The organism is Pseudomonas sp. N2-3-1-14, from assembly GCF_041228395.1.
GTDB lineage: Bacteria > Pseudomonadota > Gammaproteobacteria > Pseudomonadales > Pseudomonadaceae > Aquipseudomonas.
Window position 1 is genome coordinate 1,080,379 of sequence record NZ_CP166199.1, and the last position, 13,087, is coordinate 1,093,465.

17 protein-coding genes are annotated in these 13,087 nt (G+C 58.4%); 6 read left to right on the forward strand and 11 right to left on the reverse strand.

Translation table 11 applies throughout. The features are described from left to right. Positions 1-29: 29 nt before the first annotated feature. Positions 30-551, reverse strand: a complete 522-nt coding sequence (gene yjgA, locus AB5I78_RS04975) for a ribosome biogenesis factor YjgA (RefSeq protein ID WP_083360139.1) — start codon at positions 549-551, stop codon at positions 30-32. 108 nt (positions 552-659) lie between these two features. On the opposite strand from yjgA, the gene pmbA reads away from it, so the two are divergent. The 6 genes from pmbA (at position 660) to AB5I78_RS05005 (ending at position 5,924) form a co-directional block, all read left to right on the forward strand. Continuing rightward, positions 660-2,006, forward strand: a complete 1,347-nt coding sequence (gene pmbA, locus AB5I78_RS04980; RefSeq protein WP_124416442.1) for a metalloprotease PmbA — start codon at positions 660-662, stop codon at positions 2,004-2,006. 143 nt (positions 2,007-2,149) lie between these two features. Beyond that, positions 2,150-2,545, forward strand: coding sequence for a FagA protein (locus AB5I78_RS04985; RefSeq protein WP_369302597.1), 396 nt, complete (start codon positions 2,150-2,152; stop codon positions 2,543-2,545). Then, positions 2,538-3,914, forward strand: a complete 1,377-nt coding sequence (locus tag AB5I78_RS04990; RefSeq protein WP_145165187.1) for a lyase family protein — start codon at positions 2,538-2,540, stop codon at positions 3,912-3,914. The genes AB5I78_RS04985 and AB5I78_RS04990 overlap by 8 nt, the downstream gene beginning before the upstream one ends. A gap of 27 nt (positions 3,915-3,941) precedes the next feature. Then, a complete protein-coding gene (locus tag AB5I78_RS04995; protein WP_119736611.1) occupies positions 3,942-4,385 on the forward strand; it encodes a hypothetical protein in 444 nt (147 codons plus the stop codon). Between the two features lies 1 nt (position 4,386). Beyond that, a complete protein-coding gene (locus AB5I78_RS05000; protein WP_242194692.1) occupies positions 4,387-4,998 on the forward strand; it encodes a superoxide dismutase in 612 nt (203 codons plus the stop codon). A gap of 32 nt (positions 4,999-5,030) precedes the next feature. Beyond that, positions 5,031-5,924, forward strand: coding sequence for a ZIP family metal transporter (locus tag AB5I78_RS05005; protein ID WP_145165181.1), 894 nt, complete (start codon positions 5,031-5,033; stop codon positions 5,922-5,924). 102 nt (positions 5,925-6,026) lie between these two features. Here the strand turns inward: AB5I78_RS05005 and AB5I78_RS05010 are convergent, their stop codons facing one another. The 10 genes from AB5I78_RS05010 to AB5I78_RS05055 all read right to left on the reverse strand — a co-directional run bounded on the left by AB5I78_RS05010 (position 6,027) and on the right by AB5I78_RS05055 (position 13,075). Then, on the reverse strand, positions 6,027-6,299 hold the full coding sequence (locus tag AB5I78_RS05010; protein WP_049709983.1) for an HPr family phosphocarrier protein: 273 nt from the start codon (positions 6,297-6,299) through the stop codon (positions 6,027-6,029). A 16-nt stretch (positions 6,300-6,315) separates the two neighbouring features. Beyond that, on the reverse strand, positions 6,316-7,173 hold the full coding sequence (rapZ, locus tag AB5I78_RS05015) for an RNase adapter RapZ (RefSeq protein WP_145165179.1): 858 nt from the start codon (positions 7,171-7,173) through the stop codon (positions 6,316-6,318). A 2-nt stretch (positions 7,174-7,175) separates the two neighbouring features. Further along, entirely contained in the window at positions 7,176-7,640 is a 465-nt protein-coding gene (gene ptsN / locus AB5I78_RS05020; RefSeq protein WP_058419319.1) for a PTS IIA-like nitrogen regulatory protein PtsN, read from the reverse strand. A 9-nt stretch (positions 7,641-7,649) separates the two neighbouring features. Beyond that, positions 7,650-7,955 carry a ribosome hibernation-promoting factor, HPF/YfiA family gene (gene hpf, locus AB5I78_RS05025; protein ID WP_106578678.1) on the reverse strand — a complete coding sequence of 102 codons (306 nt, stop codon included), beginning with the start codon at positions 7,953-7,955 and terminating at the stop codon, positions 7,650-7,652. 74 nt (positions 7,956-8,029) lie between these two features. Then, positions 8,030-9,523: an RNA polymerase factor sigma-54 gene (locus tag AB5I78_RS05030; RefSeq protein WP_145165177.1), complete on the reverse strand. Its 1,494-nt coding sequence runs from the start codon at positions 9,521-9,523 to the stop codon at positions 8,030-8,032. Between the two features lie 184 nt (positions 9,524-9,707). Beyond that, entirely contained in the window at positions 9,708-10,433 is a 726-nt protein-coding gene (lptB, locus tag AB5I78_RS05035) for an LPS export ABC transporter ATP-binding protein (protein ID WP_016974288.1), read from the reverse strand. Next, complete coding sequence (lptA, locus tag AB5I78_RS05040; RefSeq protein WP_145165175.1) at positions 10,433-11,008, reverse strand: lipopolysaccharide transport periplasmic protein LptA; 576 nt, start codon at positions 11,006-11,008, stop codon at positions 10,433-10,435. Before lptA ends, lptB begins: the two co-directional genes overlap by 1 nt. Beyond that, on the reverse strand, positions 10,995-11,567 hold the full coding sequence (lptC, locus tag AB5I78_RS05045) for an LPS export ABC transporter periplasmic protein LptC (protein ID WP_242194688.1): 573 nt from the start codon (positions 11,565-11,567) through the stop codon (positions 10,995-10,997). The genes lptA and lptC overlap by 14 nt, the downstream gene beginning before the upstream one ends. 8 nt (positions 11,568-11,575) lie before the next feature. Then, on the reverse strand, positions 11,576-12,100 hold the full coding sequence (locus AB5I78_RS05050) for an HAD family hydrolase (RefSeq protein WP_145165171.1): 525 nt from the start codon (positions 12,098-12,100) through the stop codon (positions 11,576-11,578). After that, the gene (locus tag AB5I78_RS05055; protein WP_106578683.1) at positions 12,101-13,075 is read right to left on the reverse strand and encodes a KpsF/GutQ family sugar-phosphate isomerase; all 975 of its coding nucleotides are present in this window, start codon (positions 13,073-13,075) and stop codon (positions 12,101-12,103) included. Positions 13,076-13,087 lie beyond the last annotated feature (12 nt).

Below are 13,087 nucleotides of genomic sequence, written 5' to 3' on the forward strand. Positions count from 1 at the left end.
TGGCCCAGAACGCCACCCGGGGAAGAGGATCAGCGCAGGCCGCGTTGAGTCTCGTCCAGCTCACGGATGTACTTGAAAATTTTACGGCTGGTGGCCGGAGCCTTGTTTTGCGCCAGTTCGTGCTGGGCCTGACGGATCAGGGAGCGCAGTTGCTGGCGGTCCGCGTCCGGGTAGTCCACCACGAATTTCTCCAGTACAGCGTCATCGCCCGAAATCAGGCGGTCACGCCAACGTTCCAGGTTATGGAAACGTTCGTTGTACTGGCGAGTGGAGGCATCGAGTTGATCGAGCAACGTCAGAATGGCGTCAGTGTCCTGATCGCGCATCAATTTGCCGATAAACATGATGTGCCGTTTACGCGCGATATTCGCGGTGTGCTTGGGCGCATCCGCCAGGGCCCGGCGCATTTCGTCGGTCAGTGGCAGTTTTGCAACCAAATCCGGCTTGAGCGTTGTAAGGCGCTCGCCAAGGTCAACCAGAGCATGCAGCTCGCGTTTGACCTGGGTTTTGCTTTTCTCCCCATCGAGGGAGTCGTCGTAAGAATCAACCATGGTGGCAGTCCGCAAAGAAACGCCGCCATGATAACCAGTCGGGGGCCGCTTGTCCGGCCCGGTCGCTCGATGGCCTTAACCGAAAGCAGAATTTGAGTGGAGAAAACCATGAGTGCAGCCCAAAGCGTCGGTCCGCAAGCGTTACCGGCACTGCAGGAACAAGTCGAGCAGATCCTTGCCGAGGCCAAGCGTCAGGGTGCAAGTGCCTGTGAAGTGGCCGTATCGCTGGAGCAGGGGCTGTCGACGTCGGTGCGCCAGCGGGAAGTGGAAACTGTCGAATTCAATCGCGATCAGGGTTTTGGCATCACCTTGTATTCGGGGCAGCGCAAAGGCTCGGCGAGTACGTCGGCCAGCGGTCCGGAAGCGATTCGCGAAACTGTCGCTGCTGCATTGGCCATTGCCAAGCACACGTCCGAAGATGAAAGCTCGGGCTTGGCCGACAAAGCGCTTATGGCCAAGGACTTGAAGGATTTCGACCTCTTTCACGCCTGGGACATCACGCCTGAGCAGGCTATCGAGCAGGCGCTGATCTGCGAAGCTGCGGCGTTTGATGCCGATCCCCGCATCAAGAATGCTGATGGCACCACCTTGAGCACCCATCAGGGTTGCCGTGTTTACGGCAACAGTCACGGTTTTATCGGCGGTTACGCTTCTACTCGCCATAGCTTGAGCTGCGTGATGATCGCCGAAGCCGATGGCCAGATGCAGCGTGATTATTGGTATGACGTAAGCCGCCAGGGTGAATTGCTGGCGAACCCGGTCAGTATTGGTCAGCGCGCTGCGCAGCGCGCGGCGAGCCGTTTGGGCGCGCGTCCGGTGCCGACGTGTGAAGTGCCGGTGCTGTTCTCGGCCGAACTTGCCGGAGGCCTGTTTGGCAGCTTCCTGGGGGCGATTTCCGGTGGGAATCTGTACCGCAAGTCCTCGTTCCTTGAGGGCGCAATCGGCCAGAAGTTGTTCCCTGAGTGGCTGACCATTGATGAGCGTCCTCATCTGATGCGTGCCATGGGCAGTTCCGCCTTCGACGGTGATGGCCTGGCGACCTATGCCAAGCCGTTCGTCGAGAAGGGCGAGCTGGTCTCCTACGTGTTGGGCACTTACGCCGGTCGCAAGCTGGGGCTGCCGAGCACGGCCAACTCCGGTGGCGTGCATAACCTGTTCGTGACCCATGGCGACGAGGACCAGGCTGCGCTGCTGCGTCGCATGGGCCGCGGCCTGCTGGTGACCGAATTGATGGGCAGTGGCCTGAATATGGTCACGGGTGACTATTCCCGCGGCGCCGCCGGTTTCTGGGTGGAAAACGGCGAGATTCAGTTCGCCGTCCAGGAAGTGACTATCGCCGGCAACATGCGCGACATGTTCAAGCAAATCGTTGCCGTCGGTAACGATCTTGAGCTGCGCAGCAATATTCGCACGGGGTCGGTGTTGATCGAGCGAATGACCGTCGCCGGCAGCTAAACACTCAACGTCTCAAAAAGGCGCGCCATCTACAGATGGCGCGCCTTTTTTATGCCCGCGTCACGGGTGGATTCACGTGCCGCCCTTGTTTTGATTCTCAATATCATTTAATAATAAATATCATTACCGAATGAGTGTGGATCATGAGTTCTGTCCTGCATGAGGATCCGTACCTGGAAAGCTGGCGCTGGATGAGTCGTCAGATTCGCTGCGGCCTCGATCCCAATGAACCTCGCCTGATCGAACATTACCTCAATGAGGGTCGATACCTGGCGTGCTGCACCGCGACCCATCCGTGGACGATCGCTGAAACATCATTCCGTTTGTTGATCGACACCGCCAGCGATGTCGCCTTGCCCTGGCATTGGCGATCCATATGCCTGGACCAGGCGTGGCGCCCGCTGCGTGACCTGGAAAAACTCTCTCACTGTGCCTGCCGCCTCAAGCGCTGGCAGACCTTTGCCTGGCAATTGGCGACCTGCGAATTGCTGCCCTCCATTTCCGTTTCTGACCTGGTGCAAGGATCTTCCGATGAGTAACACCCGTATCGAACGCGACAGCATGGGCGAACTGCAAGTGCCTGCCGGGGCCTTGTATGGCGCGCAAACTCAGCGCGCGGTGAACAATTTCCCAATCAGCAACCAGCGTATGCCGGCGCAATTCATTCGCGCCCTGATTTTGGCCAAGGCCGCCGCCGCCAAGGTCAACGTCGACCTCAAGCAGATCAGCGAAGCGCAAGGCAAAGCCATTGTCGACGCCGCTCAGGGTTTGCTGGAAGGTGATTACATGCCGCACTTTCCGGTGGATATCTTCCAGACCGGTTCCGGCACCAGCTCCAACATGAACGCCAACGAAGTGATTGCGACCCTCGCCAGCCGTTTGTTGGGCGAAGCGGTCAACCCCAACGACCACGTGAACTGCGGCCAAAGCAGCAACGACATTATCCCGACCACCATTCACGTCAGCGCCGCATTGGTGTTGCACGAGCAAACGCTGCCGGCCTTGCTGCACCTGGTGCAGGTGATCGAACACAAGGCCGAGGAGGTCCATCCGTTTATCAAAACCGGCCGCACCCACTTGATGGACGCCATGCCGGTGCGCATGAGCCAAGTGCTCAACGGCTGGGCGCAACAACTCAAAGCCAATATCGGTCACTTGCAGGACTTGCTGCCGAGCTTGCAAGCCCTGGCCCAGGGCGGCACGGCGGTCGGCACCGGGATCAACGCACACCCGGAATTCGCCGCGCGTTTCAGCCAGCAACTGAGCACCCTGACCGGCGTGAAATTCACACCGGGCAAGAACCTGTTCGCGTTGATTGGCTCCCAGGACACCGCTGTGGCCGTCTCCGGCCAGCTGAAAGCCACCGCCGTCTCGCTGATGAAAATTGCCAACGATTTGCGCTGGATGAACTCCGGACCGCTCGCGGGCCTGGGTGAAATTGAACTGGAGGGCTTGCAGCCGGGCTCTTCGATCATGCCTGGCAAGGTCAATCCGGTGATCCCCGAAGCGACTGCGATGGTTGCTGCGCAAGTCATTGGCAATGACACCGTGATCACTGTTGCGGGTCAGTCCGGCAACTTTGAACTCAACGTGATGCTGCCGATCATTGCCCAAAACCTGCTCAGCAGCCTCGAACTGCTGGCTAATTCCAGCCGATTGCTGGCGGACAAGGCTATCGCCAGCTTCAAAGTCAACGAGGCCAAGCTCAAGGAAGCGCTGTCGCGCAACCCGATTCTGGTCACGGCCCTCAACCCGATCATTGGTTACCAAAAAGCCGCTGAAATTGCCAAGAAGGCCTACCAGCAAGGCCGTCCGGTAATTGATGTCGCCCTCGAGCACACCGACTTGTCACGTAGCCAACTCGAGATCCTGCTGGATCCGGAAAAGCTCACGGCCGGCGGCGTGTAATCACCGACTCTGCTTTGGAGGCTCACCATGGAGCACTGGAAACGCACGATCGAACGAGCCAATCGCTGTTTTATGCAGGGCGAATTGGTTGACGCTCGCGAGGCCTATTTGCAAGCCCTGGCCCTGGCTCAAGTGTTATTCGAGCGCTGGGCGGATGCCGACGAAGCAGTGGCGGCTTGCGTCATCTCCCATCACAACCTGGCGGACTTGCACCTGCGCCTGAACCAGCCTGAGGAAAGTGCGGAATACCTGTGCGCTATCCATCAACGCCTGTTGCAGACCATGCAGGACCCGCGCCTGAGCCCGCAATTGCGCGAGGCGGCGCTGCGCCAGAGCAGCAAGACCTACGTCGAACTGTTGAACTTCATCAGTGATCACGGCGAGTACCCGCGGACCCATCGCTTGCTGGGTGGCACTGCGGCGCAACCGCAAGCGTCGACCCGCAACAGTCCCTATTACGGAGCACATTGATATGTCCTACACCTTGCCTGCCTTGCCCTACGCCTATGATGCCCTGGAGCCGCATATCGATGCGCAGACCATGGAAATCCACTACACCAAGCATCACCAGACCTACATCAACAATCTGAATGCGGCGGTCGAGGGCACCGAGTTTGCGGGCTGGCCGGTTGAAAAGCTGGTCTCCAGCGTCCAACAACTGCCGGAAAAACTACGCGCAGCGGTGATTAACCAAGGTGGCGGTCACGCTAACCATTCGTTGTTCTGGGCGGTGATGTCTCCCAAAGGCGGTGGCAAACCTGAGGGCGCGCTAGGCACAGCGATCGAGACGCAACTGGGCGGTTTCGACAGTTTCAAGGACGCTTTCACCAAGGCGGCCTTGACCCGATTCGGCAGCGGCTGGGCCTGGTTGAGCGTCACGCCGCAAAAAACTCTGGTGGTCGAAAGCAGCGGCAACCAGGACAGCCCACTGATGAACGGCAACACGCCGATCCTCGGTCTGGACGTCTGGGAGCACGCTTACTACCTGCTCTACCAGAACCGCCGCCCGGAATACATCAACGCCTTCTACAGCGTCATCAACTGGCCGGAAGTCGCCGCACGCTACCAGGCCGCCGTGGCCTGATATTCATCCAATAACAAGATCTAAGGCCGACTATGGGCACTGAAACACTGGCGATCAGCAGCGGACGAATGTTTCGTTATGCGTTTGGTTCGCTGCTGCTATTGGCAGGTACTGCATTGCTGGTGGCCCACGGGCTGGCCTGGCTGGATCTTGAACCGCGCATCCTGCGCGCCTTACAGGGCGGGGCGATCTGCGCGCTTGGCACGGCACTGGGCGCAGTCCCGGTGCTGGTGATTCGCCGGATGCCGGTAGCGCTCAGCGATACCTTGCTGGGATTTGGCGCCGGTGTGATGTTGGCGGCGACGGCCTTTTCGCTGATCGTGCCTGGTATTGCGGCCGCTGAAGGCCTTGGGCTATCGCCTTGGGGAGCCAGTGGTTTGATCAGCTTCGGCATCATGCTCGGTGCGTTCGGGTTGTACCTGGTTGACCGCAAGGTGTCCGGCGCCAGCCCGGAAATGCTAGTGGGCACGCCGGACAAACCGGTGATTCCACCGCGCATTTGGTTGTTCGTGTTTGCCATCATTGCCCACAACATTCCGGAGGGCATGGCCGTAGGTGTCTCGGCGGGTGGCGGCATGCCGGATGCCGACAGCCTGGCCATGGGCATCGCCCTGCAGGATGTTCCGGAAGGTTTAGTGATTGCGCTGGTCTTGGCCGGGGCAGGGATGTCGCGGATCAAAGCGTTCCTGATCGGCGCTGCGTCAGGGTTGGTCGAACCCATATTTGCGGTGCTATGTGCCTGGCTGGTGAGCCTTGCGGAAATTTTGTTGCCGCTGGGGCTCGCACTCGCAGCTGGGGCGATGTTGCTGGTGGTGACGCACGAAGTGATTCCCGAATCGCGCCGCAATGGTCACGAAAAGCTTGCCAGCCTGGGACTGTGCATCGGGTTCTGCTTGATGATGGTGATGGATACTGCTCTGGGATAAACCTCGGCCCATTATTACAAGCCAGGCTTGGCAACGGTGGCGTCCGCCCGGTGACGGCAAGACTTGAGGGCGTCCCGCCAGCGAGCCGATGCCTGGACGTGGTTATTCGCCTTCGTCAAAGAAGTTATTGATCAGCTTTACCAGCGCGTCCATCGCTTCCTGTTCTTGCTCGCCTTCAGTCTTCAAGTGAATCTTGGTGCCCTTGCCGGCAGCCAGCATCATCATGGCCATGATGCTCTTGCCGTCGACCATGGATTCAGGAGTGCGCCCGGCCCGGATCTGGCAAGGGAACTGCCCGGCCACACCGACGAATTTGGCGGAAGCGCGAGCGTGCAGGCCCAGCTTGTTGATGATTTCAATTTCCAGAGCGGGCATCGAACAGGTGTTCCTTTCAGCTAAGGTCGCGGTGGCGAACCTGGACGTTCTTGAGGGTTTGTTGCAGCACCTGGCCCAGGCGTTCAGTCAGGTAGACAGAACGGTGATGGCCGCCGGTGCAGCCGATGGCGATGGTGACATAGGCACGATTACTCGCGGCAAAACGTGGTAACCATTTGAGCAGGTAGCTGGAAATGTCCTGGAACATCTCTTCGACATCCGGTTGCGCAGCCAGGTACTCGGCCACCGGCTGATCCAGCCCCGACTGATCACGCAGCTCCGGCTTCCAGTAAGGGTTGGGCAGGCAGCGAACATCGAACACCAGGTCGGCATCGACCGGCATGCCTCGTTTAAAGCCAAACGACTCGACGAGAAATGCCGTGCCAGGCTCTGGTTGATTCAGCAGGCGTAGTTTGATGGCGTCGCGCAACTGATACAAGTTCAGGCCGGTGGTGTTGATCTTGAGATCGGCGAGGTCGATGATCGGCCCCAGCAGCGTGGTCTCGTCCTCAATGGCCTCGGCCAGCGAGCGGTGAGGGCTGCTCAGAGGGTGACGTCGACGGGTTTCAGAGAAGCGCTTGAGCAGCGTCTCTTCGTCGGCATCCAGGTACAGCACGTCGCAATGGATGTGCTTGGCCCGCACTTCTTCGAGCAATTCAGGAAATCGCGAGAGGTGGCTGGGGAGATTACGTGCATCAATTGAAACGGCAACCAGCGGCTGCGCCAACTCAGTGTGAATCAGCGCACGCTCGGCCAGCTCCGGCAGCAGGCCGGCGGGCAGGTTGTCGATGCAATAGAAGCCATTGTCTTCAAGGACATTGAGTGCGGTGCTTTTACCCGAGCCGGAACGGCCGCTGACGATGATCAAACGCATGATTACTGCCTGTTTTGTTCATCCAGGACAACCTGATAGAGCGCCTCGTTGCTGCTGGCACTGCGCAGTTTGTCGCGTACTTCCTTGCGGTCGAGCATGCTGGCGATCTGCCGGAGCAATTCCAGGTGTGCATCGGTAGCAGCTTGTGGGACCAGCAGAACGAACAGCAGGTCGACCGGGGCGCCGTCGATGGCATCAAAATCGATTTTTTCTTGCAGGTGTAAAAGTGCACTTACGGGAGAAGTACAGCCTTCAAGGCGGCAGTGAGGAATGGCGATGCCGTTACCAAAACCGGTCGAACCCAGCTTTTCACGGTCAATCAGGGCCTTGAACACAACTTGCTCATCCAGCTCAGGCACTTCACGGCTGATCAGGTTGGCGATGTGTTCGAGGGCTTTCTTCTTGCTGCCGCCCGGCGCGTTCACGAGTGAACGGCCGGGGGTCAGGATGGTTTCAAGTTGGATCATGGGGGAGAGTTAACGACCTGTACCTTGCATCAGGTGCAGATACTTTTCCTTATGCTTTATGAGTTGGCGGTCCAGCTTGTCGTAGAGCGAGTCAATCGCTGCGTACATGTCTTCATGCTCCGCATTGGCGACGAGCTTCGCATTCGGTACGTGCAGGGTGGCCTCGATTTTTTGCTTGAGCTTGTCGACCTCCATGATGACCTGCACGTTGGTGATCTTGTCAAAATGCCCCGCAAGCTTGTTCAGCTTGCTCTCGGTGTACTCACGCAGGGGCTTGGTAACTTCCAGTTGGTGTCCACTGATGTTGACTTGCATACAGCTTCTCCTTCGTTGCCAGTGCATAAAGCGGCAGGCAAAACGCCTGCCACTGGAACGCTATGGCCCGCCCGTCACATCAAACGCTTACGCTCGCTGGAAGGCGCGATCCCGAGGGACTCGCGGTACTTGGCGACGGTTCGACGGGCGACCTGAATGCCTTGTGCCTCCAGTAAACCAGCGATCTTGCTGTCACTCAACGGCTTTTTCTGATTTTCCGCAGCAACCAGTTTTTTGATGATCGCGCGGATCGCCGTGGACGAGCATTCGCCGCCTTCGGAGGTGCTGACATGGCTGGAGAAAAAGTATTTCAACTCATAAATACCCCGTGGGGTATGCATGAACTTCTGCGTGGTCACCCGGGAGATCGTTGATTCGTGCATGCCCACCGCCTCGGCGATGTCATGCAGCACCAACGGTTTCATTGCCTCGTCGCCATATTCCAGGAAGCCGCGCTGGTGCTCGACGATTTGGGTGGCCACTTTCATCAGGGTTTCATTGCGGCTTTGCAGGCTCTTGATGAACCAGCGCGCTTCCTGCAACTGGTTGCGCATGAAAGTGTTATCGGCACTGGTGTCGGCGCGGCGCACAAAGCCTGCGTATTGCGGGTTGACGCGCAAGCGTGGCACTGATTCCTGGTTAAGCTCCACCAGCCAGCGCTCGTTGTCCTTGCGCACGATCACGTCGGGAACGACGTATTCGGCTTCGCTGGACTCGATTTGCGAGCCGGGGCGCGGATTGAGGCTCTGTACCAGCTCGATGACCTGGCGCAGGTCGTCTTCCTTGAGCTTCATGCGGCGCATCAGTTGGCTGTAGTCGCGGCTGCCCAGCAGGTCGATGTAGTCGGTGACCAGGCGCTGGGCCTCTGCGAGCCAAAGCGTCTTGGCGGGCAGTTGACGCAATTGCAGCAGCAGGCACTCGCTGAGGGTGCGAGCGCCGATGCCGGCGGGCTCAAACTGTTGAATGCGGTGAAGGACGGCTTCGATTTCGTCCAGCTCGATGTCCAGCTCCGGGTCGAAGGCCTCGAGGATTTCATCAAGGGTTTCGTCCAGGTAGCCCTGGTTATTGATGCAGTCGATCAGAGTGACAGCGATCAGGCGATCGGTGTCGGACATCGGCGCGAGGTTAAGTTGCCACAACAAATGGCTTTGCAGGCTTTCGCCAGCGGACGTGCGGGTGGTGAAATCCCATTCGTCATCATCATTGCTGGGCAGGCTGCTGGCGCTGGTCTGGTAAACGTCTTCCCACGCGGTATCCACGGGAAGATCGTTGGGGATGCGTTCGTTCCATTCGCCTTCCTCAAGGTTATCCACCGTTGGGGCGGTTTCCTGGTAGGAGGGTTCCTGCACGTCGGAGTTGGGTTTTTGCTCGATGTTGTCGGCCAGCGGGTCTGCATTATCGAAGTCGTCGCCTTCTTCCTGGCGTTCGAGCATCGGATTGGACTCCAGGGCCTCCTGGATTTCCTGTTGCAGGTCCAGGGTCGACAATTGGAGCAGGCGGATGGCCTGTTGCAGCTGAGGTGTCATCGTCAGCTGCTGGCCCATTCTCAGGACTAGCGATGGTTTCATGGCAGGGGCTTAACACCTTATTCGCCGGCGCAATGCGCCATCCACGACAGGGCGCGTGAGCGCCAAACATAAGCAAATTATATGCCTGATGTCGGGGGCTTTGCCTAGAGCGCGGTAACAATAAAAAAAAGAGGTTTTTATTGACTCCCGCGCGCCTTGGCGAACAGCCGTGACACCACGGTGCTTACAGGCGGAACTCGTGGCCCAGATACACTTCCTTGACCAGTTCGTTAGCCAGGATTGTGGCTGAATCGCCCTCGGCGATCAGCTGGCCATCGTTGACGATATAAGCCGTTTCACAGATATCGAGGGTTTCACGGACGTTGTGGTCAGTGATCAACACGCCGATTCCCTTGGCTTTGAGGTGGTGGATGATCTGTTTGATGTCGCCGACCGAGATCGGGTCAACGCCGGCAAACGGTTCGTCCAGCAGGATGAACTTCGGTGCGGTTGCCAGTGCACGTGCGATTTCCACGCGACGGCGCTCACCACCGGACAGGCTCATGCCGAGGTTGTCGCGAATGTGGTTGATGTGGAATTCCTGAAGCAGGCTTTCCAGCTCCTTGCGGCGGCCGTCACGGTCGAGTTCCTTGCGGGTCTCGAGGATCGCCATGATGTTGTCCGACACCGACAGTTTGCGAAAGATCGACGCTTCCTGTGGGAGATAGCCGATACCTGCGCGTGCGCGGCCATGCATCGGCTGGTGGCTCACGTCGAGGTCGTCGATCAATACACGGCCCTGATCCGCCTGGACCAGTCCGACGATCATATAGAAACACGTGGTTTTGCCGGCACCGTTAGGGCCGAGCAGGCCGACGATCTGGCCACTGTCGATCGACAGGCTGACGTCGCGCACGACCTGACGGCTTTTGTAAGCCTTGGCCAGATGCTGGGCTTTGAGGGTTGCCATTAGTTCGCCTTCTTCGCAGCGGGTTTAGGCGCAGGCTGAGCGGCAGCGTCTTTCTGCTTGGGCTGGATAACCATGTCGATACGCGGCTTCGGCGTGCCGATCTTCGCGCCGGTGGCGCGACCCGCCTGAGCGATCTGCTTCACGGTGTCATAGGTGATTTTCTCACCGTCCGTGGTGTTGCCATCGCTGCTCACAACCCTGGCCTGATCGATCAGGATGATACGGTTTTGCTGGGCGTGATACTGGATGGTCTTGCCGTAGCCCTTCATCGGAGCAGGGTCTGCAGCAGCCTGCTTCTGTTCGAAATAGGCCAGGTTACCCACCGAAGTCACCACGTCGATGTCACCCGCAGGCGTACGCGTGAGCGTCACCGTGTTGCCGGTAATTTTCATCGAACCTTGGGTGATGATCACGGCACCGGTATAGGTTGCAACGCCTTGCTTGTCATCCAGCTGCGCATCGTCAGCCTGAATGTGGATCGGTTGCTGGCTATCGTTCGGCAGAGCCCAGGCGCTCACGCTTCCCAGTGCTGCGCCCAGACCGAGCAAAATAGGGAGGGTTTTAACGAGCCTCATACTGTCCTCTTACGTTCGATAGCAGGTGTATCCTGCTTTCTTTCAAATACGCTTTCATTCCCTTGCCAGTCGATACACCGCCAGCGCCGTCGATTCTAACGTCTTGCTCGGTCTGCGCATATTGCTGTTGTGGGAAAACGGTCATGCGACTGCTGGTAATAATAGTGTCGCGGTTCTTATCGTCAGTACGTGCAACACGTACCGAGTCGATCAGTTCTACCTGAGTGCCGTCCGGGTTGACCTCGCCGTGCTTGCTGGTGACATGCCAAGGAAACTCAGTGCCGCGGTACAGGTTCATGTCCGGGTTGGTCAGCAACGTGACTTCGGACGACTTCAAGTGCTCGACTTTGTCCGAGTTCATCTCGTACTGAAGCTTGCCATCCGGCAGGAACTGCACGCTGTAGGCATTGATGGCGTAATAGTCGATAGCACCTTCGTCAACCTGCGCGCCAGATCTGTCGAGAAAGCGTTCGGGGCTGATATTCCAGTAGCCTACCGCCAGAAACAGTGCGGCGATGACCCCGAACAGCAGGAAATTGCGAATCTTTTTGCTCAGCATAAAACGCTCTATAAGTAGGCGGCGTGTGCCGCTTCAAGGCTGCCCTGGGCACGCAGGATCAATTCGCAGAACTCGCGGGCGGCACCTTCGCCGCCACGGGCTGTGGTGATGCCATGGGCGTGCTCGCGAACAAAAGTCGCCGCATTGGCGACGGCCATACCCAGGCCTACGCGGCGGATAACCGGGAGGTCAGGCAGGTCATCGCCCAAATAGGCGACCTGCTCATAGCTTAGGTTGAGTTGGCCAAGAAGCTCGTCCAGAACCACCAGTTTATCCTCACGGCCCTGATACAGGTGAGGAATACCCAGGTTTTGTGCACGGCGTTCCACAACCGGTGTTTTTCGACCGCTGATAATCGCAGTTTGCACGCCCGCGGCCATCAACATTTTGATGCCTTGGCCATCGAGGGTGTTGAACGTCTTGAATTCACTGCCATCTTCGAGGAAGTACAGGCGGCCGTCGGTCAGCACGCCATCGACGTCGAAAATTGCCAGTTTGATGTTTTTACCGCGTTGCAGCAGGTCGCTGGTCATTTACATCACTCCCGCACGCAGCAAGTCGTGCATGTTCAGGGCGCCAACCGGGTGATCGTCGCCGTCGACGACTACCAGCGCAAGAATCTTGTGGTCTTCCATGATCTTCAACGCTTCGGCCGCGAGCATTTCCGGGCGTGCGGTCTTGCCGTGAGGGGTCATGACTTCATCGATCGTAGCCGTTTGAATGTCGAGATTGCGGTCCAGCGTGCGGCGCAGGTCACCGTCAGTGAAAACGCCGGCCAGACGCCCGTCGGACTCCAGAATGACAGTCATGCCCAGGCGCTTGAGGGTCATTTCCATCAGCGCGTCCTTTAAAAGGGTGCCGCGCTGGACGTGGGGCAGTTCATCCCCCGAATGCATGACATTTTCCACTTTCAGCAGCAGGCGACGGCCGAGAGCGCCGCCTGGATGCGAAAACGCGAAATCTTCAGCTGTAAAACCGCGAGCTTCCAAGAGCGCCACGGCCAAGGCATCGCCCATGACCAGTGCGGCGGTGGTCGAGGAAGTCGGCGCCAGGTTCAGCGGGCAGGCTTCGTGGGCTACGTGAACATTCAAGTTCACTTCCGCGGCCTTGGCCAGCGTCGAATCCGGGTTGCCGGTAATGCTGACCATCTTGATGCCCAGGCGCTTGATCAGCGGCAGCAGGGTCACGATTTCGTTGGTGGTGCCGGAGTTCGACAAGGCCAGGATGATGTCATCCTTGGTGATCATGCCCATGTCGCCGTGGCTGGCTTCGGCCGGGTGTACGAAAAAAGCCGTGGTTCCGGTGCTGGCCAACGTGGCGGCAATCTTGTTACCAACGTGGCCTGACTTGCCCATGCCAACCACGACAACGCGGCCTTTGCTGGCCAGAATCATCTCGCAGGCACGTACGAAATCCGCGTCGATATGGGCCAGCAAGCCCTCTACGGCTTCTAGCTCGAGGCGGATGGTGCGTTGTGCGGATTGAATAAGGTCGCTGGATTGGCTCATGTCTGAAATCGT